This is a genomic window from Ohtaekwangia kribbensis (assembly GCF_042676245.1).
Classification (GTDB): Bacteria; Bacteroidota; Bacteroidia; order Cytophagales; family Cyclobacteriaceae; genus Ohtaekwangia; species Ohtaekwangia kribbensis.
In genome coordinates this window covers 101,102-120,248 of sequence record NZ_JBHTKA010000015.1, presented here as the reverse complement: position 1 = coordinate 120,248, position 19,147 = coordinate 101,102, and the positions used below count along the sequence as shown (strand labels likewise).

Sequence of the window (19,147 nt, the reverse complement as noted above, 5' to 3'; positions counted from 1 at the left end):
TATTAAAAGTGAAAACGAAGATACTTTATAGTCTCTCCTTTGGCGGCAAACGCTTCTTCGTAACGTGTCTTTATATCAAAACATTCCGGACGAAGTTCGGAAGCATATACATCGTTTGTAAATTTCAGATCGCCGATGTCAGTCCGGTTCTGCGCTTCTTCTAATGTATACTCATACAGAATCGTGTTGTCTGTTTTCAAGCGCACATAGCCTCCGGGTTTCAACAAGCGTTTATACATCTCCATGAAACGCGGACTTGTCAAGCGTCTTTTTATGTCACGCTTGGTCGGACGCGGATCGGGAAAGGTAAGCCACACTTCATCAATCTCACCGGGTTCAAAGAAATTCTCAATCAACAGTATATGCGTACGCAGAAAAGCCACGTTGGTCAGGTTCTCTTCTACTGCCACGGTGCTCCCCTTCCATATTCGTTCACCCTTTACATCTACACCTATAAAATTGCGTTCCGGGAAAAGTCGGCCGAGTCCTACGGAATATTCTCCACGACCACACGCCAATTCTACGGTTATCGGTTTATCATTTTTAAAATGTTCTTCCCGCCACTTTCCTTTAATTGTTTTATAGATCGGTTTGGTAGGTTCGATCACGTTAGTTCTTTCTTCGATGATCTTAAAACGTTCGAGTTTACGCTTCACAAAAATTTATATTCTGAGTTTTACTAATTTAAATACTACTTGTAACTATAGTCCATCGATCTCGGCCACTACAAATGTACTTCCACCAATGAAGATCACATCTTCGGCAGAAGCTTTCGCGCGCGCCCGTTGAATGGCTTCATTTACATTGGCAATTACCTCGCCTTTCAATCCTGTACTGCGTGCTTTTTCAGCCAATATACCTGCCTCCAGTGCGCGCGGTATAGAAGCCTGGCAAAAGTAGTAGTTCGCTTCCTTCGGCAAAAGCTCCAGTACACCGGATATATCTTTATCCTTTACCATACCAATGACCATGAACAGTCTCTTGTATGAAAGCTGTTGAAGCTGTTTCACCACCTGCGTAACACCATCGAGGTTATGACCGGTATCACACACGATCAACGGGTTTGTTCCCAACTTTTGCCAGCGACCTTTCAAACCGGTTTGAGACATTACTTTCATGAGGCCATCCACCAGTTGCTCATCGGTGATTTTCCAGCCTTGCTGTCTCAAAACATCAATGGCGCAAAGAACACCCGCCAGGTTTTTCTGTTGATAGATACCTTGCAACGGTAGGGCTATGCCTGTATGAGCTGGTTTTCCGTTTTTCAATGCATCAAAAAGTATAGTGCCCTTCTCTTCGCGAAACTGAACGGTATATACATCGGATGCAAAGCGTAACGGTGCTGTCTCGGCTGCCGCCTTGCTCCTGAATACATCGGCAATGCCCGGCTGTTGTTCACTCACCACTACGGGTACATTCTTTTTAATGATTCCTGCTTTTTCAGCAGCGATCTTTTCGAGTGTATCACCTAAAAGATCGGTATGATCCCATCCTATATTTGTGATCAGCGAAAGCTCAGGTGTAATCACATTCGTGGAATCAAGTCTTCCGCCCAGTCCTACTTCAATCACGGCCACATCAACCTGCTCATGCACAAAATAATCAAATGCCATCGCTACCGTAATCTCAAAAAACGAAGGTTTCACACGTTCGATCACCGGTTGAATACGATTCACAAAATCCACCACGAATTGCTCCGATACTTCTTTACCATTCACGCGAATCCGTTCCGTAAATGACTTGAGATGAGGTGAAGTATATAACCCGGTTTTGTACCCGGCTGATTGCAACACAGACGCCAGCATGTGCGAGGTACTTCCCTTACCGTTAGTGCCTGCAATGTGAATGGACTTGAACTTTCGCTGCGGATTATCAAGTGCTTCACACAGTGCTATGGTATTGGACAGATCACTCTTGAATGCAACCGACCCGACCCGCTGAAACATGGGAAGATTCGCGTACAGATACTGGAGAACATCTTCGTATTGCGTGAACATGGGCGCGAAAATAATTCCTTCACACGCATTGTCCATGATTCGTGCGGATAACTTTCCGACAACTGTCTGCGGAGAAAACGGGCAGCGGATTTTTAAAAGATTTTCAAAAAACTACTCCAATTTTAATCAAGCAGGGTAAAACGCAAACCTTCTAAAACGTTTTCGGTCATTTTTTATGCAAACGAAAGTCAGAATTTAACCATATCTTAAAAAAAATGGCGATTTTTGAAGTACAACCAGAACTTTTAAACGCCTATGAAGAAATCATTAATCTTTTTGCTGTTGCTCATCGGCTTCAGCGTGCTGGCAGTCTTCATGCCGGCAACCCCGAAGCAAATTGTGACGGAGGGGATGAACGGAGGTGATATCGCCTGGATGCTCACAGCATCTGCCCTTGTACTATTGATGACACCCGGTCTCGCCTTCTTTTACGGAGGTATGATCGACATGAAGAACATAATCTATACGATGTTCCAGAGCTTTATCGCGATGGGTGTTGTTGGTGTATTGTGGATCGTGGTGGGATTCAGCCTTGCGTTCGGAGATTCTATCGGTGGACTCATCGGTGATCCAAGATCTTTCTTTATGTTCCATAATGTACTGGACGGCAAACCATGGTCACTTGCTCCAACCATACCGTTGGTGTTGTTTGCTTTCTTCCAGTTGAAATTCGCCATCATCACGCCTGCCCTGATCACGGGTACATTTGCTGAACGCGTGCGCTTCAAGTCGTACATTATATTCCTTGTATTGTTCTCGCTGTTTATATACTCACCGCTTGCACACTGGACATGGCATCCGGAAGGATTCCTCTTCAAGATGGGTGTACTTGACTTTGCCGGTGGTACTGTTGTACACATGTCTGCTGGTATAGCAGCATTGGTAGCTTCTATCTTTTTGAGAAGCAACGAAGAGAAGAAACACATTGCTCCTGCTAACATTCCATACGTATTGCTGGGCACAGGTTTACTGTGGTTCGGATGGTTCGGCTTTAATGCCGGAAGTGCGTTGAGCGCTGGTACGTTGGCTGCTTCTGCGTTTGCAACTACCAACACTGCTTCTGCTGCGGCTGGTCTTGCGTGGATCCTCTTTGATTCTGTGCGTGGTAAAAAACCTTCAGCTCTTGGGTTCTGTATCGGTGCCGTTGTAGGACTTGTAGCAATTACACCTGCTGCCGGTTTCGTGACTATACCTTCGAGCTTGTTCATCGGTACATTTGCCAGCTTGATCAGTAACGTGATGGTTCATTGGAAAACTACCAAAACTTCGCTGGAAGATACACTTGATGTATTCCCTTGCCACGGTGTAGGTGGAGCGGTTGGTATGATCATGACTGCTTTGCTGGCGAACACAGCCGTGAACGGAGCAAACACTACGGGTAACGGTCTCTTCTTCGGTGAGACAGCATTGTTCATTGTACACATGAAAGCTTTGGTGATTGTAGTGGCCTATACATTTGTTGGTACCGGTATACTGTTGAAAGTTACCGACCTGATTGCGCCATTAACCATAGCCCAGTCACAAAGAACCGTTGAACCTGCTTATGAAGAAAACCTGGTAGGTGATTTAAGTTCTGCCAAATAACAAATTTGATTTCTATAAAAATCAAGCCCCGTGAACAGCGGGGCTTTTTTATTGCTATCGACTTTAAACCCTTTGCGCGGATGCCTGATAAGGTTTACATTCGCTTATACCAAGACCTTTCCATACCATGATCATTCACAATTCCTACCCTGACTTTGTTGTGTTCCTATATGTGCATTTGTCGCAGGCCGACAGCAGTTACGATCCGTCTGAGCTCGCTGCTATCAAAAGTAAAATGAAAGCGCTATACCCTGCTGACACAGACATTGAGAAGAAACTATATACAGCTATACGGGAGTATAATTCATTTGATAAATCAAAACTGAACGACCTGTTCCTGCAAACCGCGAAGCACTTCGGACAAAAGTCTGATCTGCCAAAAGGCAATGTACTCGAAGCGATGCAGGACATTGTACGTGCCGATGGAAAAGTAGACCAATCGGAAACCAAAGCATTGGAAACATTGAAACAACTTATGGATATAACCGTGTAATGAGCTTATGAAAGGTTTCGTCATCGTTATTCCGCTGTTACTGCTTTTTACATTTGCCTGCAAAAAGCCGACAGCATCTATTCATGATGATGCTTTCGCAGATATACCTCCGCTCATTCTTCGTACTTCGTTAAAAGATACGCTCACCAGGAATGTATTGACCACGCTTCAACTGAACGATGCTGAAGGTGTAAAGATCAAGTATCAGAACGGCAACTACGCCAGTTATTTCGCTTATGAAGCCGATCACGATGCGTTGCTACAGGCTATCGGTTCGTTACCATTTCCCCGCTATGCTATAAAAGCAGACACCGTATGTTACCCGATCTCTTTTCGTGATATAGCATTGTTGAAACAGAAAGTTACCGGAGCAGAATACGAAGCCTCTTCTTTTTTCTGGGATGTCGATGAAACGAAATATGATGTATACGAATGTCTGAAGCCACCGATGCGACACACGCTGCTCGTAAGCAAGAGCTCGAAACAGGTATTACACCGTGCTGAATATATAGCACAACTATAAAACAGTAAAGAACATAAACAAAAGAGGATGCCTTGAACAGACATCCTCTTTTTGCTTATACTATATCAGACTTCGCCTGCGTATTTCTATATGTTATTTCCGTATAGCAAGGCGATACAGCATAACCATCATCGCGATGAAGAAGCCTGTACCAATCGCATAGTAACCACCAATTCCGAAACGGTCTGTTAAAGTATGCTCTACATTCATAGCATCCATAATGTTCGGCCACACTACAGCCAGTACTGCTACAATCACACCGGTTAACGCACCACCTGCAATGAGACCCGTTGCAAACAGACTTCCGCGACCAAGTTCATCATCCTGTACTTTTTCACCTTTGCGTTCAGCACGCCAGTCAACATAACCTTTTACGGCACCGCCCGCGAAAATGGGAAGTGTAGTGGACAATGGTAAATATAGTCCTATGGCAAACGCAAGGGCTTTAATACCGCATAGCTCCATCGTGATCGCTATAAATACACCTACAATTACAAACTGCCAGTCGAGGTTAAACGAAAGTATACCGCGTGCGAGTGTCGCCATCAACGTTGCCTGTGGTGCCGGGTATTTATCACTGCCGATGGCGTGTGTTATACCTTGCTCAAGCATTTCAGGTGTCGGTGTATCGAGAATGCGAACGATGCCCCCGATGGCAATAGATGAAACAATCGCACCGATGAACAATGCAAGCTGCTGATAGCGGGGTGTTGCTCCTACTATAAATCCCGTCTTTAAATCTTGTGACGTACCTCCTGCGTTCGAGGCGGCTATACAGATCATACCGCCCACAACAAGGGCCAGTGGTTCGTAAAATTTGCCTGACCAACCTATACTGGTAAAGATGAGACAGGTACCCATCAACGTAGCGATGGTCATACCCGAGATCGGGTTGTTACTGGTACCCACCAAACCCACAATACGGCTGGACACGGTAACGAAGAAGAACCCGAAGATTACAATCAGCAACCCAATGAAGAGTTTTTGAAGTATACTATCACCGGGCATAATGTTGCTGGGAAGCATCGCCGTTAGCAATACCAACGCTATACTTCCTATAATCACAAACTTGAACGACAAGTCATCTTCCGTACGCAATACACTGGTTTGTCCTTTCTCCTTTAATGAGCCCATACTCTCGCGAAAGGAGCTCACAATCGTGGGTATAGTCTTGATGAGTGTGATGAACCCGCCAGCCGCTACAGCACCGGCACCGATCTGCCGTATATAGGCGCGATATATAGCATCGGCATAACTCCCGAAGGTATGCGTCTGCGGATTCCAGTTACCATAACCACCGGGAGTATCAAGACTTGCCAGGTTTCCTAATTTAACAAGCTGCAGGGCAATCGTATCCGGATGAATCAGTGTGCTCAGCAGCGGAGTAATAGCCCACCATGCCAGCACAGAACCCGCTACGAGTATACCCGATATGCGCGGACCAATGATATACCCTACCCCCAAATATTCCGGAGTAATTTCTCCGCGTGTTGCTGCTGATGGCCAGTACTTGTTCGTCTGGCTCGTGATATAGGCCGGTACTTCAGCGATTACGTGAAATACTTTTTGCATCAGCGCATATAGCATGGCTATACCCATGCCGGCAAACGCTGTCTGTGCAAATACACCTCCTTTTTCACCAGCCTGCAATACCGAAGCACACGCAGTTCCTTCCGGATAAGGAAGTGTACCATGTTCTTTTACAATGAGCGATCTCCGTAACGGAACCATCATCAACGTACCAAGCATACCACCAAAGGCAGCCAGTATTAATATCGTGAGGTAATCGAAATAAGCTTCCCCTATACTTACACCATCCTGGCCGGGAGAGAGAAATAGAAATCCGGGTAAGGTAAATACAACACCGGCTGCTATCGATTCACCTGCTGAGCCTGTTGTTTGTATAATGTTATTCTCAAGTATGGTTGTCTTGAGAATTTTGCGTCCCAGCGTGATCGCGATCACGGCTATTGGTATAGATGCTGTAACCGTAAGACCTGCCTTGAGTGCCAGGTATACCGTTGAAGCTCCGAACAGAATTCCGAAGAGCGAACCAAACAATACAGACTTGACTGTGAACTCCGGAATTCGCTGTTCCGGTGAGACGTACGGTTTAAAAAATTTATTTCCTTCCATGATGGTTAATGAGTTCGTGTTGAGTTTTTACTGGATGTTGCCCATGAGTTTGCGAATTGGTTTACTGAACACCAGCACAATAGCACCGGCTATAAACATGATCTTTACAATGAAGCCGAACAGTTCGGTTAACAATGTAGGATTGGCGGTGATCGCTTCGTCACTGAATTCACCGGCATATAAACCGGCAAATAAGTTACCGAGTGCCAGCGCCATAAAGAATACCCCCATCATTTGTCCTACCAGTCTCTTCGGTGAAAGTTTGGTTACACCGCTGAGTCCAATCGGGTATAAACATATCTCTCCGAATGTATGGAACATATAGGTAACAATGAGCCAGGTTGGTAAAGGTTTACCGCCTGCTATCACTATATCCGAAGCTCCGATCATCACAAGATAGCCCAGTCCCATAAAGATCAAACCGAGCGCCATCTTTACCGGTGTAATGGGATTGAGTTTTCGTTTCGCCAACGTAAACCACAGCCAGGTAAATACAGGAACAAACAGAATTACAAAAAATGGCGGAGCCGACTGAAGCCAGCTTGCCGGCATGATGAACGATCCTAAACTGCGATCGGAATATCGATCGGCAAAAAGATTAAGCGATGATCCTTGTCCTTCATACCCCGTATAGAACATCGTTGTGATGAGGAACATCAGGAAAATGGCAAACACTTTTTTCTTCTCGTCACCATCAAGCTTCTCGAACAGGAATACATATATAAAGTATATCAACACGGATATACCGATAACAACACCGGAAGCGCTTGCAAATACAACCGGGTTAATGGTGATGGTGCGTGTTAACAGCAGCGCTACAAATGCGATAAGCAGTATACTTACGATCCACAGACCCGTGCGAATAGAAGTCTCGCGTTTTTTCTGCTGCGTTGCATCGGGTAAACGTGCCGGTTCAAGACCTGCGTTGCCTAAATATTTCTCCGTGAGTTTGAATTGTATCAATCCGAAGATCATACCCACTCCGGCAGCGGCAAATCCATAGTGCCAGTTTATATTCTCGCCCAGGTACCCTACAATAATCGGTGATATGAGTGCGCCTGAATTTATACCCATAAAGAATATAGAGAAGCCTGCATCGCGTCTTACCTGTTCATCCGGCGGGTATATCTCTCCCACCATACTGCTGATGTTCGGCTTGAGTAGACCGGTACCAAGCGTGATGAGTAATAAACCGATAAAGAATGTTTCTGTAGTAGGAAGTGCAAGACAGATGTGACCGAGTGCAATGATGCAGCCGCCATAAAATATAGACTTGCGCAGGCCAAAGAACTTGTCGGCAAGCCAGCCACCGGGCAGCGCAAGCAGGTATACAAACATGGTATAGAGTCCGTACACAGCGCCACCGGTTTTATCGTCCAGGCCCATGCCACCTCTTTCCACAGAAGCTACCATATACAATAACAGAAGCGCCCGCATACCATAGTAGCTGAAGCGCTCCCACATCTCGGTAAAGAATAAAGTAGCCAGTCCGCGCGGATGGCCAAAAAATGTTTTTTCTTGACTCATTTAAACAAAAAGGTCAGGTAGGTAAAATAAAATATTGCTTGCGGTTCTTCAAACCGGCTTGAAAGTAGGCCGATAAATCCATTTTCGCAAATAGTGTTTGTTAACCGCAACCAGAAACAAAATATAATTGCAAACGATTGAAACCATTTTCAATTGCCCATACCTTTACGCATAACTCATTAACCCAAATTGATCATGCTGGAATTCGGAATCAGATCCCGATTAGTCGGGATCGAACACCTCGGTATTTCCGATGGAAAAGCCTACTGGAACCTCGCTCCCGAACAACTTACCATGATGGCACTTGATAATGGTGATGCCAAGATCACCAGCAGCGGTGCAGTGGCCATTCATACGGGAGAGTTTACGGGTAGGTCACCCAAAGACAAATTCACGGTTAAAGACAGTGTCACCGAAAAGACTGTCTGGTGGAACAACTTTAATATACCGTTCGATGCTGCGCGATTTGAGAAGCTCTATATAAAGATGCTTCACTATTTCAAAGGCAAAGATTTCTTTGTACGCGATGTATATGCCTGCGCAGATCCGCGTTATCGCATGAACATTCGCGTGATCAATGAATACGCGTGGTCCAATCTCTTCGTGTATAACATGTTTATCAGACCAAACGAAGATGAACTGAAGAACTTCGAACCGGAGTGGCTGGTGTTGAATGCACCGGGTTTTCATGCTGTACCGGAGGAAGATGGAACCCGTCAGCATAACTTTTCAATCATTGATTTTACGCGCAAAATTATTTTAATAGGCGGTAGCGGATATACCGGTGAAATCAAGAAAGGAATATTCTCAGCACTGAATTTCATTTTACCACATCAGAAAAATGTTTTGTCGATGCACTGTTCTGCCAACACCGGCAAGCAAGGTGACACCGCTATATTTTTCGGATTGTCAGGAACCGGAAAGACAACACTCTCTGCTGACCCGAACCGGAAACTGATCGGAGATGATGAGCATGGCTGGACAGATGACAATGTGATCTTCAACTTCGAAGGTGGTTGTTATGCAAAGACTATCGATCTTTCAGAAGAAAAAGAACCGGATATATTTAACGCCATCCGCACAGGCGCACTGCTCGAGAATGTTGGCTTCAGAAAAGGCTCTAACGAAGTAGATTATGCTGATGGTAAACTTACCGAGAACACACGGGTAAGCTATCCGATCGAGTTCATTCAAAATATAGCGCAGCCATCGCTGGGTAAAAATCCGAAGAATATATTCTTCCTCACCTGCGATGCGTATGGCGTTCTCCCTCCTATTGCTAAACTTACACCGGGCCAGGCTGCGTTCCATTTTATATCCGGCTATACTGCAAAAGTTGCCGGCACAGAAGCTGACATTCTAGAACCTACCATGACGTTCAGCGCATGCTTTGGTGCTCCGTTTATGCCGTTGCATCCTACGGTATATGCAGAGATGCTGAGCAAGAAAATGAAAGAAGCCAACGTAAATGTATGGCTGGTAAATACAGGCTGGTCAGGTGGCGCGTATGGTGTTGGTGACCGTATGAGTCTGAAGCATACCCGTGCGCTCATCACGGCTGCACTTAATGGAGAACTTGATAAAGTGTCGTATAAAAATCACGAAGTGTTTGGTGTTGCCATGCCATCATCATGTCCGAATGTGCCCTCTGAAATACTCGACCCGCGCAATACATGGAGTGATAAAGATGCGTATGATCACAAGACACAGTTTTTAGCAGAGGCCTTTCTGAAAAATTTCGAGAAATTCTCTGAAAACGCCAATGCCGAAATATTGGCAGGTGCACCTCATGTCAAGATGCACGCACAATAACCAGTTGTTGGCTTGATCAGGCAGGGATTGATTGAGAAGCCGCCCCGAACGTTTATCGGGGGCGGCTTTTTTCATTTTGTCGGAAGCATGCTCCATTTGTATAAATTATCGCCCGTTCATAGCAAACGAAACGCAGTTCAAACATTTGGTTTATTATACTGCGGACAGTATTAAATAAAGTTTTACCTAAAAAAAGCCAAATTTGTATGAAGTTGAAGTTTTTTAGCCTGGTGTGTTTCATGGCGCTTTTTTCTGCTAAGTTGTTCGCACAAGATGCAGCAACAGTTACGGATGAGGAGTTGAAAAAGTATGCGATTGCCATGGATTCTGTGAATGAGATGCAAGCGGTTCTGTCGGGACAGATTAAAGAGATGGTGACTACAAGTCAGACTATATCTGCACAACGTTATAATGAGCTTTTCAAAGTCATCAATGATGAAGGTAAACTACTGGAAGCAAATGCAACTCCGGAAGAGATTGCCTTCGTAAAAGAAGTTATTGCGAAGAAGGATGCAGGCACAGCCAAGATTAAGGAAACGTACCAGTTGCTGGCGAAAGACTTTGTAGGTGCAGCAGCATTTAACAAAGTAAGAAAAGCCATCAGCAGTGACGAAGGTCTTAAAACCAAATATCAGTCACTGATGGATGAGCTCGCCAAAGACAATGCGGTGAACTGATTCACACATAAGATATACTTTCGCAAGCAAGAGGCTGCCCAACAGGTAGCCTCTTCTTTTTTATAGCCAGCCTCTTGCAGAGTATATATAGCCGGCTATCGTTTTGAAATATGAAAGCACTACGGATGTAAGTTTTTCACATCAAGCTTAATGTTCTGGTAAAGTTGTAATACCTTTAATGTCATATATTTGCATACCAAAACCAAGTTGCAAAAATGCGTGATGTTCTGAAGCCCTTCTTACTCTCCTCCTTAATGATGCTCACGGCTGTCGTTGCTCATGCTCAACTCGATGGGTTATTCGCCCCTTTTGATTGCCGCGAACATGCTGAATTCTTTTACAATGAACCTGTAGTCGAGCCAGTTGAACAACCCGCTGCTGAAGTTACAGTCGCAGCAGAAGAGCCCACCATTACCATGGACACCGTATCGGGCTGGAAACAATGGAGTATGGTAGAGAACTTTGCATTTGGAAAAGATCGCGGAACCATGTCGATGATCACCGATCTGGAAGCTTTGCATCCTTACTTTCGCGATCGTATCAAAACATTAATCGTGAATTGCCGCGCCAAGGGAATTGAACTTGCTGTAGTAGAATCGTATCGCACACATGCCAAGCAGAATGAATATAAAGTGATGGGGAGTAAATATACCAGCTCGGGAGCCGGACGTTCCAAACATCAATACGGACTCGCGGTTGACCTGGTACCTATTGTTGATTCGGTTGCTGTATGGGACAATAAAGCTTTGTGGCTGAAGATCGGTGTTGAAGGTGAAAAGCTCGGCTTACGCTGGGGCGGACGCTGGAGAAAACCCTATGATCCCGGTCACTTCGAATGGACAGGCGGACTTACTTCTGTACACCTCTCGCATGGCGAACTGCCCCCTATACCGAAATGTGATGAACTATATCCGTGCATACATGAGGATATCAAACTTCTGCGTAAATACTGGAGAGCGGTAGAAGATGCACAGGGCGCCATGACGCGTAAATAACTATGAGACTTACTTTTCCGGAACACTTTTTCTTTGGAACAAGTACAGCCGCGACACAAATAGAAACAGCTTTCGAACACGACTGGCAAGGCATCTCATCACGGGATGGATACCTGTTCGACCGCACAACCGACCACGAGTTGAGAGTGGAAGAGGATGTAACTATCATTGCATCACTCGCGCCTAACTACCGCATGAGTTTGATGTGGAGCAAACTTCAGCGCGAGCCATTCGGCAACTTCGATCCGGAAACCCGACAACACTACCATTCATTATTACAGCAATTAAAATCGCGTGGTGTAAACATCATGATGGTGCTTCACCATTTTACCAATCCGTTGTGGTTTGCCAAACGCAGTGGATGGGAACGCGAAGAGAACATCGCGCTCTGGGTTGACTTCTGCAAAAAAGTTGTTGATGAATATGGTGAGTATATTTCGTACTGGAATACATTCAACGAACCAAATGTATATGCGAGCTATGGATGGATCACCGGCTTCTTCCCTCCTTTCAAGATCAACCCGCTTACCGCCGGCAAAGTTGTGATCAACATGGGCAAGGCACACGATATAGTTTACGACTATATCAAAGCAAAATTCCCGAATCAGCCGATCGGTATATCGCATAATGCAACAGTGTTTTCTGCTGAAAATATACTCGGATGGTTTCCCGCACGCCTCAGCGACTGGTGGTTTATGGACTATGTGCCAAGTCACTTTGAGAAAGTTGATTTCTTCGGCATGAGTTACTACGGTCGCATTCCACACGATCCGCTACCGATTACGTATCTGGAAACACCTCACAAAATAAAAGAACTGGGCCGCAAGCATGATGACATCTGGGAGTATTATCCCGAAGGACTACGCGCGTGCCTGGACCGTTACTGGAACAAGTATAAAAAGCCCATCATCATTACCGAGAACGGTGTTTGTGATGAAAGTGATTTTCTGCGTCTGCAGGCTATACAGGACTATGCCGAGATTATTCACAAAGCGATCAAAGATGGTATCGATATTCAGGGCTACTATTTCTGGAGTACGTGGGACAACTTTGAATGGCACCTTGGTCCCAGCATGCGCTTCGGATTATATGAATGCGATCTGAAAACCAAGAACCGGATGATGAAACCCAGTGGTGCGCTGTATGCATCGCTCGCCCATTCAAAAAAAATCAGCATACAGAAACATAAAGAAGTTTCTGTTTAAGAAATTTTGCGTGTACCTTCAATCTATATAGTTACCATACCTACTTTCTATGATGCGAAAATTACTGGGCGTATTGTTTCTAACCCTCTCTGTATTTTCATCTCTTGCACAGAGTAAAAAAGAATATTTATATGTAGGCACGTTCAGTGTTCGCGGCAGCGAAGGTATCTATATCTATACCTTTAACCGCGCAAAGAAGTCGTTTACATTAGTCCAAACGGTTACGGGGCTTGAGAGTCCTTCGTTTCTTGGCATTCATCCTACCAGCAAGTTTTTATACTCGGTAAATCGAGGTAAAGCAAGCGAGAATGAAACCGGCGGTTCTGTAACAGCTTATACTATTGATGCAAAAACCGGTAAGCTCAGTGCATTGAATACACGCTCATCGTTCGGAGCCGATCCCTGTCACATTAGCTTTGATAAAACCGGCCAGTATGCTTTTGTATCAAATTATAACGAAGGTAATCTCGTAGTGCTTCCGTTGTTTGAAGACGGACTCGTAGGAAATCCATCTGACTCCAAGAAATATACCGGAAGCAGTATAAATCCGGATCGTCAGCAGAGTTCGCATTTGCACTCGGCATTGATTTCACCGGATAACCGCTTTCTCTATGCAGCTGATCTGGGCACAGACAAAATATATATCTACAATTTCAACCTGAAGAAAGGCACGCTGGACGATTCCAAACAAAAAGAAGTATCGGTAAAAGCCGGCACCGGTCCGCGACACTTCGCATTCCATCCTTCCGGTAATTATATGTATGTAGCAGAAGAGTTAACCTCAACCGTAGCTACATTCAAAGTTGATAAAAAGACTGGTGATCTTACGATATTGCAGGATTCAGTGCTATCACTACCCAAAACATTTGCCGGCAAAAATACCAGTGCCGATATTCATGTAGATCCAAAAGGTAAATTTCTATACATGTCGAACCGTGGCTATAACGGACTGAGTATATATAGCATTGGTGCCGATGGAAAAATCAAACTTGTCGGGCAACAAACTACAGGTGGCAGCACACCACGCAACTTCATGATCGACCCGAAGGGCGAATATATATTTGTAGCCCACCAGGACACCGACACCATCGCCACCTTCCGCATCAACCCTAAAACAGGCAAACTCACTCCCGTTGGCAAGCCGCTGAAAGTTCCCGCACCCGTGTGTTTGAAGCTTCTAGCTGCCAGTTACTAGCTGCAAGATGTCGATTTTGCCAGGCTATATAATTAGCGTTACTTGGCTGCAAGAGCGGTGATAGAGCTACGAGCTACTGGTAAATTTTCTTAAACTATATGATTTTCTTTGCTTGGCTTTGAGGAAGCCAGTATAGCTGCCAGCTTCTGAGCACGGTCATTAAGACGAATAAAATATATACCTATAATCTTTTATCAATGTCTTAGCAGTCCCGTAATCAAAAACCAGCAGCTCTCAAGATTCATAGCTCGTAGCTCAAGGCTCGCAGCTTCCTCTGGCAGCTTGCAGCCAGGAGCTCTAGTTAAACGATACCGAATATGAGTTTGTAACGTAGTTCAGTCCTCCGCTTGAAGAGGTGATTTCGTAGCCGAATTGCACATCGCCTACAGTTATGTCGCCAAACCATCCGCGGGCTTTTACCCATTCTGCAATGGCCTTTACATCTACTGTAGCGTTGTTGGTTTTTGTAGTTCTCAGGAAAGAGTATACATAGTTATTTCCGTTGTGTCCGCGGAATACGTTCCAGGTATGGCCACCTACTGATACATTGGTATGAGTAGCAACCGGGTATCCCTGAGCATTCCAGTTATAAGATATAGGTTTAATGTTACCACTTCCGTTCGCGTTGCTGGTATAGTTCATCCACAACATGATTTCGTGTTGCTTCGCGCTGTCCCATATATCAAAGGTGGAAGCCCATGCGCCACCGGCTGGTGTTGTAGCGCTAACTTTACTGGTGCAGGAAACCAACGCACTTAATTTGCGCCCCACATAACGTGTTGAGTTGGGATATGATTTTATACCGCCTGTGTTTGGATGGTTAGCCCATACACCCCAGTTGCTATACGAGTTGGCCCATATAGATTGCGGCCCCGGTCCGTTCTTCTGTCCCCATATATTATTATATATAGTATATCCGCCGTTGGACCACTGGGCCCATGGTTCACTGGAACCCCATGCCGCGAGGACTTCGGCATCATTGGTTGGGGTAATTTCTTCTTGCTGACATGCGAGTGTCATGCTCGCGAGGATGAGAAATGCTAAAACTTTTTTCATTTGGTTGTTTGTTTAAATCGTTTGCATAAAAGTAGCAGCAGGTCACAGCACGATTTGTTAACAATTAGGGATGAAACTCGTGAGGAAGGGTATAATTTCTCTTAAAGAAGGGTACAATTCCGGTATTTCAATCGAAACTTCAAACGATTTCGATGGATGTTATCACTTCGGTCGGCCTAAATCGAGTACCCAGTAACCAGCAACTTTGGAGGCTCCTATCTCGGTATAGGTGGTGTCCATCATGTTCTTGCAGTGGCTTTCACTTTCCTCCCATCCTTTCATAACATCCGTTACATTGAAATAGCCACGTGCTATATTCTCGCCTACATATATACCGCTATATCCGGCTTGTTGTGTGCGGATAATGGGAGGCGTTCCGTCACGCGACAAGTGACTGAGATAATTATAGGTATACATGTCGATGGCATGATCCTGCGCGGTTTGCGCTAGCGTATCATTCCAGGTAACGGGTTCTACGGGAGGCATTATATCATTGCCGCATTGGCAGCCGGTAACACGCAACGTATTTATAGCGTTGAGTAATTCAATCTGTATATCTTCCGGTTTTGCAGGTTCGTCATCGTCTGAACAACTAACCATACTAACTACTATAGATACTATTAACACTATTCGAGGTATCTCAAATCTCATTTCATTAATTTGTTATCCGTTATAGATAGTCATTGTACCGGTATAGTCAGACTATTGCATTAACCAAATATAGGCATAGTGACTAAAAACAATCCAACAATTTCAACTGCTTCAAAACGCGGTTTGCTTGGTAAAGTATAAATCCGAGTCATGGCAATGCAAACTTTCTCTTATTATGTATAGAGTACAACTTTCCACACGCTGCTTCAGTCATCTGCATACATTCCGGAGAAAAATGTCAATACTTGGTTTTTCGCATTGTTATTTGCTTTTGGAAACATTCTGCTACCTATATAGAAAGATTTGAGCCCGTGGGATTTTGAAATTTCCAGTTGTTTTGCAAACGAATGAACGATTCCCAAAACGGTAACTAACCCAATCATTCCGCCAGGAGCAAGCATGAAAAAACTCAATTACATCGGCTACATTCTGATCATTCTTTCGGTCGCCATCGCATCGTGCAGTAAAGACGAACTAAACACACTTACACTAAGTCAGCAAAAAGTAAACATCGCTGCCAACGGAGGAACTGCCAGCTTTACGGTTGAAACCGATGCTGATGCGTGGAGTATGAGTAATTCTGCTTCGGATTGGTTGAGTGCTTCAGCCACTACCGGAGCAAGCGGCAAGACAACGGTAACACTAACTGTAAATACGCGCACACTGCAAACCCGCACCGCTACACTTGTATTTACAGCAGGTAGTGCAAAGTCGGTTGAAGTGCTGGTTACGCAAGGCTCATCAACCTATCTATATAGTACTACAACAGATCCATCCACCATTACTTACAGTAAAGCCGGTGGTACAATGTCGCTCAAGGTTACAACAGATGCATCCCAGTGGAGCGTGAGCGAGAATGCAGACTGGTTGGAATTTACACAAGGCACCGGTAACACAGGCGCTACAACCATTACTGTCACTGCATCGGCAAATACCGGAGCTGCGCGCACTGCAACGGTACGGATAAGCGCAGAAGGTGCTGCTGACGTTCAGATCACTGTGACACAAAAAGGTTCTCTCTATCCGAATTACAACACTTCTCCTATCGCCCCGGATGCTACCGGTATGAACAGCAACGCTGTAACACTGGCCACCAAAATAAAACTGGGCTGGAATATAGGTAACACACTGGAAGCTATTGGAGGTGAAACCGCGTGGGGAAATCCGAAAGTGACGAAGGCACTGATTGACCTGGTAAAGCAAAATGGATTTAACGCGATTCGTATTCCATGCTCATGGGATCAGTATATGTCCAACAGTTCAACAGCACAACTCAAGACTGACTGGCTGAACAGAGTAAAGGAAGTGGTACAATACTGTGTTGATAATGATATGTATGTACTTCTGAATATACATTGGGATGGCGGATGGTTGGAAAACAACTGTACTACCGATAAACAAGATGCCAACAACGCAAAGCAACAAGCTTTCTGGGAACAGATCGCAACACATTTACGTGACTTCGATGAACATTTACTTTTCGCGAGTGCGAACGAACCTAATGTTGAGAATGCAACGCAGATGGCCGTGCTGAGTTCGTATCACCAGACATTCGTGGATGCTGTGCGCTCTACAGGAGGGAAAAACAGCTATCGGGTTTTAATTGTTCAGGGGCCTTCAACAGATATAGAGAAGACTAACAACCTGATGACATCATTACCAACGGATGAAATTGCAGATCGTTTGATGGCAGAGGTACACTTCTATACTCCTTTTCAATTCTGTCTGCTTACAAAAGATGAGAGCTGGGGAAAGATGTTCTATTACTGGGGCAGCAACTACCATTCTACAACGGACCTTACCCGCAATGCTACATGGGGTGAAGAAAGTACCGTTGATTCTCAATTTAAAATGATGAAGACTAAATTTGTAGATAAAGGTATACCGGTAATTATGGGCGAATATGGAGCGATACGCAGATCAACGCTAACGGGTGATGCTCTAACATTACACCTGGCATCGCGCGCATACTTCTTAAAGTATGTAACCAAACAAGCCAAGGCAAACGGAATTATACCTTTCTATTGGGACGCCGGTGCTATTGGTGATAATACTACTACACTCTTCAATCGAAGCTCAAATACAGTATACGATCAGGAAGCTCTGGATGCTGTCATTGCTGGAATAACCGAATAATTATCGGTTATCCGATACACATTAATCGTTATCCGTGGATTTTTTGCCATATCATCCTAATAACGATTAACGAATAACTGTTAACGATTAACGGACACCAGTATCTCGTCCCAAACTTTTCGCGATACAGGTATACCCGACTCTATATTCTTCTCACGGATTTGTCTGATGTACTCGCCCGGGTAACGTATTGATTTACCGGGCTCGGCCGGTTGTGAGGTGTGATAGTCCTGTATGATTTGCTCCAGCGAGTTTGCTATAGCCGGAAAATGCCCAAGCTTCTTTATGTCAATCGCTATATATACTTGTGAAAGAGCATGCTCGGCTTCTTTTTTAGAAATCTCATGGGTTGACAATCCACCGGAGAGTATAGTGGCGAGTATATCCAATAGTAACGACAGCCCCGCTCCTTTCCAATAACCAATCGGCAATACCCTGCGTGATCCGAGTATCTTACCGGCATCTTTGGTAAGATTACCGGCTTCATCGTAACCACCGGGTACAGGAAGCTGCTCGCCTTTCGATTGATACTGATCCAACGCTCCATACGAGTATTGTGACATGGCTGTGTCCAGCACGATCGCTTCATCCTGGTAAGGCACTGCTATTACCAATGGATTATTCCCGACTTTACTATCAACAGCACCCCATGCGGGCATATTGGCGAGTGTATTTGTCCAGCCTATAAATATAAATCCCTTGCGTGCTGTATGCCATCCATAGTATCCACCGCGCATCCAGTGGTTGGTGTTTGATAAAGCTATACATCCTATACCATGTGAAGAAGCTAATGCCATGGCATGATCTGATGCATCTATAGCATTGAGCGGCCCCGGGCCGAGATTACCATTCCATTGTTCGATGGCACCGAAACCACCGATACGCGATGGTGCCTGATCTGCTTTTATATACCCGCTGCGGATATAGGATATAAATCGCGGGAACCGGTTAACACCATGGGTATATATACCTTCTGCACTGTTGATCGCAAAGATCGATGCACATTGCGCTGCTTTCTCCGGAATGAATCCATGGTTCAGCAGCGCCTGAAGAAATGTATCGTACATCTGCTGATAGGGCACCTGAATAAAGTCTGCCTTGTTATCCATAAAAAAAGCGCCAACGTGTTTAGCACGTTGACGCTTTTAAGATAAGAAATG

16 protein-coding genes are annotated in these 19,147 nt (G+C 44.9%); 9 read left to right on the top strand and 7 right to left on the bottom strand.

Features of this window, described 5'->3' with window-relative positions; all coding sequences use genetic code 11:
• Nucleotides 1–2 precede the first annotated feature (2 nt).
• Together trmB and ACFQ21_RS27370 are read right to left on the bottom strand one after the other, a co-directional pair.
• Complete coding sequence (trmB, locus tag ACFQ21_RS27375) at nt 3–656, bottom strand: tRNA (guanosine(46)-N7)-methyltransferase TrmB (RefSeq protein WP_377585212.1); 654 nt, start codon at nt 654–656, stop codon at nt 3–5.
• A 45-nt stretch (nt 657–701) separates the two neighbouring features.
• A complete protein-coding gene (locus ACFQ21_RS27370; protein ID WP_377585209.1) occupies nt 702–2,033 on the bottom strand; it encodes a bifunctional folylpolyglutamate synthase/dihydrofolate synthase in 1,332 nt (443 codons plus the stop codon).
• A gap of 219 nt (nt 2,034–2,252) precedes the next feature.
• On the opposite strand from ACFQ21_RS27370, the gene ACFQ21_RS27365 reads away from it, so the two are divergent.
• The 3 genes from ACFQ21_RS27365 to ACFQ21_RS27355 all read left to right on the top strand — a co-directional run bounded on the left by ACFQ21_RS27365 (nt 2,253) and on the right by ACFQ21_RS27355 (nt 4,597).
• Complete coding sequence (locus tag ACFQ21_RS27365; protein ID WP_377585207.1) at nt 2,253–3,581, top strand: ammonium transporter; 1,329 nt, start codon at nt 2,253–2,255, stop codon at nt 3,579–3,581.
• Nucleotides 3,582–3,708: 127 nt separating this feature from the next.
• Entirely contained in the window at nt 3,709–4,074 is a 366-nt protein-coding gene (locus ACFQ21_RS27360; RefSeq protein WP_377585204.1) for a tellurite resistance TerB family protein, read from the top strand.
• Nucleotides 4,075–4,081: 7 nt separating this feature from the next.
• The gene (locus tag ACFQ21_RS27355) at nt 4,082–4,597 is read left to right on the top strand and encodes a hypothetical protein (RefSeq protein ID WP_377585202.1); all 516 of its coding nucleotides are present in this window, start codon (nt 4,082–4,084) and stop codon (nt 4,595–4,597) included.
• Nucleotides 4,598–4,690: 93 nt separating this feature from the next.
• On the opposite strand, the gene ACFQ21_RS27350 is transcribed toward ACFQ21_RS27355, so the two are convergent.
• On the bottom strand, nt 4,691–6,733 hold the full coding sequence (locus ACFQ21_RS27350) for an OPT family oligopeptide transporter (RefSeq protein ID WP_377585199.1): 2,043 nt from the start codon (nt 6,731–6,733) through the stop codon (nt 4,691–4,693).
• A 27-nt stretch (nt 6,734–6,760) separates the two neighbouring features.
• On the bottom strand, nt 6,761–8,260 hold the full coding sequence (locus ACFQ21_RS27345) for a peptide MFS transporter (RefSeq protein WP_377585197.1): 1,500 nt from the start codon (nt 8,258–8,260) through the stop codon (nt 6,761–6,763).
• Between the two features lie 195 nt (nt 8,261–8,455).
• On the opposite strand from ACFQ21_RS27345, the gene pckA reads away from it, so the two are divergent.
• The 5 genes from pckA to ACFQ21_RS27320 all read left to right on the top strand — a co-directional run bounded on the left by pckA (nt 8,456) and on the right by ACFQ21_RS27320 (nt 14,144).
• Nucleotides 8,456–10,072 (top strand): phosphoenolpyruvate carboxykinase (ATP), encoded by a 1,617-nt coding sequence (pckA, locus tag ACFQ21_RS27340; RefSeq protein ID WP_377585195.1) that lies wholly within the window; start codon nt 8,456–8,458, stop codon nt 10,070–10,072.
• Between the two features lie 206 nt (nt 10,073–10,278).
• A complete protein-coding gene (locus ACFQ21_RS27335; RefSeq protein WP_377585192.1) occupies nt 10,279–10,749 on the top strand; it encodes a hypothetical protein in 471 nt (156 codons plus the stop codon).
• A 215-nt stretch (nt 10,750–10,964) separates the two neighbouring features.
• Nucleotides 10,965–11,744: a M15 family metallopeptidase gene (locus ACFQ21_RS27330; RefSeq protein ID WP_377585188.1), complete on the top strand. Its 780-nt coding sequence runs from the start codon at nt 10,965–10,967 to the stop codon at nt 11,742–11,744.
• Between the two features lie 2 nt (nt 11,745–11,746).
• On the top strand, nt 11,747–12,949 hold the full coding sequence (locus ACFQ21_RS27325; protein WP_377585186.1) for a family 1 glycosylhydrolase: 1,203 nt from the start codon (nt 11,747–11,749) through the stop codon (nt 12,947–12,949).
• 49 nt (nt 12,950–12,998) lie between these two features.
• Nucleotides 12,999–14,144, top strand: a complete 1,146-nt coding sequence (locus ACFQ21_RS27320) for a lactonase family protein (protein ID WP_377585183.1) — start codon at nt 12,999–13,001, stop codon at nt 14,142–14,144.
• Between the two features lie 297 nt (nt 14,145–14,441).
• Here the strand turns inward: ACFQ21_RS27320 and ACFQ21_RS27315 are convergent, their stop codons facing one another.
• Both ACFQ21_RS27315 and ACFQ21_RS27310 read right to left on the bottom strand, forming a co-directional pair.
• Nucleotides 14,442–15,200, bottom strand: a complete 759-nt coding sequence (locus ACFQ21_RS27315; RefSeq protein WP_377585180.1) for a GH12 family glycosyl hydrolase domain-containing protein — start codon at nt 15,198–15,200, stop codon at nt 14,442–14,444.
• A gap of 162 nt (nt 15,201–15,362) precedes the next feature.
• Nucleotides 15,363–15,800: a CAP domain-containing protein gene (locus tag ACFQ21_RS27310; RefSeq protein ID WP_377585177.1), complete on the bottom strand. Its 438-nt coding sequence runs from the start codon at nt 15,798–15,800 to the stop codon at nt 15,363–15,365.
• 450 nt (nt 15,801–16,250) lie between these two features.
• Here ACFQ21_RS27310 and ACFQ21_RS27305 point away from each other — a divergent pair, with 450 nt between their 5' ends.
• On the top strand, nt 16,251–17,987 hold the full coding sequence (locus ACFQ21_RS27305; RefSeq protein ID WP_377585174.1) for a cellulase family glycosylhydrolase: 1,737 nt from the start codon (nt 16,251–16,253) through the stop codon (nt 17,985–17,987).
• Nucleotides 17,988–18,067: 80 nt separating this feature from the next.
• Here ACFQ21_RS27305 and yiaK read toward each other — a convergent pair whose 3' ends face one another.
• Complete coding sequence (gene yiaK / locus ACFQ21_RS27300; protein ID WP_377585171.1) at nt 18,068–19,096, bottom strand: 3-dehydro-L-gulonate 2-dehydrogenase; 1,029 nt, start codon at nt 19,094–19,096, stop codon at nt 18,068–18,070.
• Nucleotides 19,097–19,147: the final 51 nt, after the last annotated feature.

Bases quoted from the DNA above. Each gene is read 5' to 3' on its own strand.
- ACFQ21_RS27370 (WP_377585209.1), bottom strand. From the start codon at position 2,033: ATGGACAATGCGTGTGAAGGAATTATTTTCGCGCCCATGTTCACGCAA.
- ACFQ21_RS27365 (WP_377585207.1), top strand. From the start codon at position 2,253: ATGAAGAAATCATTAATCTTTTTGCTGTTGCTCATCGGCTTCAGCGTG.
- ACFQ21_RS27360 (WP_377585204.1), top strand. From the start codon at position 3,709: ATGATCATTCACAATTCCTACCCTGACTTTGTTGTGTTCCTATATGTG.
- ACFQ21_RS27355 (WP_377585202.1), top strand. From the start codon at position 4,082: ATGAAAGGTTTCGTCATCGTTATTCCGCTGTTACTGCTTTTTACATTT.
- ACFQ21_RS27350 (WP_377585199.1), bottom strand. From the start codon at position 6,733: ATGGAAGGAAATAAATTTTTTAAACCGTACGTCTCACCGGAACAGCGA.
- ACFQ21_RS27345 (WP_377585197.1), bottom strand. From the start codon at position 8,260: ATGAGTCAAGAAAAAACATTTTTTGGCCATCCGCGCGGACTGGCTACT.
- pckA (WP_377585195.1), top strand. From the start codon at position 8,456: ATGCTGGAATTCGGAATCAGATCCCGATTAGTCGGGATCGAACACCTC.
- ACFQ21_RS27335 (WP_377585192.1), top strand. From the start codon at position 10,279: ATGAAGTTGAAGTTTTTTAGCCTGGTGTGTTTCATGGCGCTTTTTTCT.
- ACFQ21_RS27330 (WP_377585188.1), top strand. From the start codon at position 10,965: ATGCGTGATGTTCTGAAGCCCTTCTTACTCTCCTCCTTAATGATGCTC.
- ACFQ21_RS27325 (WP_377585186.1), top strand. From the start codon at position 11,747: ATGAGACTTACTTTTCCGGAACACTTTTTCTTTGGAACAAGTACAGCC.
- ACFQ21_RS27320 (WP_377585183.1), top strand. From the start codon at position 12,999: ATGATGCGAAAATTACTGGGCGTATTGTTTCTAACCCTCTCTGTATTT.
- ACFQ21_RS27315 (WP_377585180.1), bottom strand. From the start codon at position 15,200: ATGAAAAAAGTTTTAGCATTTCTCATCCTCGCGAGCATGACACTCGCA.
- ACFQ21_RS27310 (WP_377585177.1), bottom strand. From the start codon at position 15,800: ATGGTTAGTTGTTCAGACGATGACGAACCTGCAAAACCGGAAGATATA.
- ACFQ21_RS27305 (WP_377585174.1), top strand. From the start codon at position 16,251: ATGAAAAAACTCAATTACATCGGCTACATTCTGATCATTCTTTCGGTC.
- yiaK (WP_377585171.1), bottom strand. From the start codon at position 19,096: ATGGATAACAAGGCAGACTTTATTCAGGTGCCCTATCAGCAGATGTAC.